Source organism: Geminicoccus flavidas (genome assembly GCF_009806515.1).
GTDB classification, from domain to species: domain Bacteria; phylum Pseudomonadota; class Alphaproteobacteria; order Geminicoccales; family Geminicoccaceae; genus Geminicoccus; species Geminicoccus flavidus.
This window is the reverse complement of the sequence record NZ_WUJP01001057.1, coordinates 1-2,306: the sequence shown is the minus strand read 5'-3', so window position 1 is coordinate 2,306 and position 2,306 is coordinate 1. Positions and strand designations below refer to the sequence as shown.

Sequence of the window (2,306 nt, the reverse complement as noted above, 5' to 3'; positions counted from 1 at the left end):
CCGGCAGGCGCACCAGCCTCACCGCCTATCCCTGCCTGAGCAGGGCAGGACTTCAGGGAGGTGGTATCACACGTCCGGTTGGCCATTCGCAGGCCGTCATGACGGCGCAGGACCGTCGGCGGGCGGCGGAGAAGTGTTCGAGTCGTCGTGGATCGCAGGCACGGGACTAACCCCCATGCGCTATCCCCCTGGCACCTGCCAAGGTGCGGCGCCGGCTGCACGCGGCGCGTCGAAGAAGGGTTGCCGGAGAAGAGGGGGCGGTGCCGGCGTCTGCTGTCTGTCAGTCCTGTCCCGTACTCCGCTGGTGCAGTCTCCTGCCAGCACGGCAGGATGCAGCCTGAGCTACTGCAAAGGCCTGAACGGGCCACCGCCCGCTGAGCTGTCGCAGGACCGATGGGTCAGCATCCTGATGGCGATGATGGGCGGCAGGGCGGTTTCGTGACGGAGCAGCCCACTACGCGGCATCCTCACCGACGGGCAACCCGTCGCTCTTTTGTCATGCCCAGTCCGGTGGCTCGACCAACCGCAGACCCATGCAGCCGCCGGTACGCCTCGTGCCGTTCCATGAGCACCGTGTGGAAGGTGGCCGGCGGCCCAGCCAGTCAGCGCTCGCGCAGGCGTGGCAAGAGCTCGGCGAAGTTGCAGGGGCGGTGGCGGATGTCGAGCTGCCAGCGCAGGATCTCGTCCCAGCCGTCGCGGCAGGCACCGGGCGAGCCCGGCAGGCAGAACAGGTAGGTGCCGTTCGCCACCCCGGCGCAGGCGCGGCTCTGCAGGGCGGAGGTGCCGATCTTGCCGTAGGAGATCATCCGGAACATTTCGCCGAAGCCCGGGATGTCCTTCTCGACCACGTCGGCCAGCGCCTCGGGTGTGACATCGCGGCCGGTCACCCCGGTGCCGCCGGTGGAGATGACCACCTCGACGCCCGGATCCGCGATCCATGCCCGGAGCTGCGCCGCGATTTCCGCCGCGTCGTCCCGCACCAGCGTGCGCGCGACGAGCTGATGGCCGGCCGCGCGCACCCGTTCCTCCAGCGTGTCGCCGGAACGGTCGCTCGTCCGGTCGCGGCTGTCCGACACGGTGAGCAGTGCAATGCGCAAGGCCTGGAAGGAAGCCGTCTCGTCGATCCGTCCGGACATGGTCGCCTCAGCTCTTGGCAGCGGTGCGCTGGTTGCTCTCGCGTGCCCGATAGGTCGGCCAGCTGCCCAGGCGCAGCTCGTCGAGCGAGGTCGTCGCCTGGGAGAAGCGCTCCTGGTAGGCCCAGTAGGCGGACAGCACCTTCTTCACATAGTTCCTGGTCTCGACCAGCGGGATGCTCTCCAGGAAGTAGAGGGGATCGTCGGCCTGCGGATCGCGCGCCAGCCACTGGACCACCCGGCCAGGCCCGGCATTATAGGCGGCGGCCAGCAGGATCAGGTTCGGCCCAATCTCCTTCTGCTCCATCAGGAACTGGAGATAGCCCTGGCCGAGCTTCAGGTTCACGAGCGGATCATGCAGGTCGCCATCGGTCAGCAGGATGCCCTTGCGCTCGGCGACAGCAGCCGCGGTGGCCGGCATGATCTGCATCAGGCCGAGCGCACCCACGGGGCTGGTCGCGAACTGGTCGAAGCCGCTCTCCGCGCGGATCACCGCCAGCACCAGGGCTCGGTCCAGGACGAAATGGCTGGTCCGAAGCTTGGGCACCGGATAGTCGCCGCTGCCGGGCGGCTCGACCTCTGGACCCGCCGCCACGGCGGCAGCGGGCGGGAGGTCCATGGCCTCGGTGAGCTTCCAGATCGCCTCGGCGAGGAGCGGGTCGTCCTGGCGTCGGGCCAAGCCGCGAATCTCCAGCTCGACCAGTTCCGGCCGCCCGATCTGCGCCAGGGCCAGGGCCCGCCGGCCCCCCGCATATTTGAGCAGGGTCAGGGTCGCGCGGTCGCTCAGCCCGTCATCCGTGGCTGGCCCGGGCAGTGGCCCGCCCAGCACCGCCCGGGCCAGCCGACCATAGAAATTGTCCCCAGCCGCGGCGGCCAAACGCATGAAGCGCGGCACGAACTGCGGCCGGTCGCCAGCCAGGCTGGCCCGGGCCGCCCAGAAGGCACCCATCGCCGCCTCCGCCGGCACGGAGCCCCGCCGGTTGGCGAATTCGGTGAAGAAGCGCTGGGCGCCCAGATAGTCACGCACCCGCCAGGCAGATAGCCCGGCCGTCCAGGCCATTGCCGGCACGACTGCGGCCGAGCGGAACGCCGCTGGGCCGGTCAGCGCGTAGGCCTGCCTGGCCTCGCCATTCGCCAGGAGTGCCCGGCCGACCTGCCAGCGCGCGATATCGA

Annotated in this window: 2 protein-coding genes; both read right to left on the bottom strand. The window is 69.9% G+C overall.

Annotated features, from left to right (window positions below):
- Positions 1–602: 602 nt before the first annotated feature.
- Positions 603–1,136 carry a molybdenum cofactor biosynthesis protein B gene (gene moaB, locus EQG76_RS30205; protein ID WP_159718940.1) on the bottom strand — a complete coding sequence of 178 codons (534 nt, stop codon included), beginning with the start codon at positions 1,134–1,136 and terminating at the stop codon, positions 603–605.
- A 7-nt stretch (positions 1,137–1,143) separates the two neighbouring features.
- On the bottom strand, positions 1,144–2,306 hold a 1,163-nt coding region (locus tag EQG76_RS30200), incomplete at its 5' end, for a lytic transglycosylase domain-containing protein (protein ID WP_159718939.1).

Excerpts from the sequence above, each read along its gene's own strand:
- moaB (WP_159718940.1), bottom strand. The coding sequence starts at position 1,136 with ATGTCCGGACGGATCGACGAGACGGCTTCCTTCCAGGCCTTGCGCATT.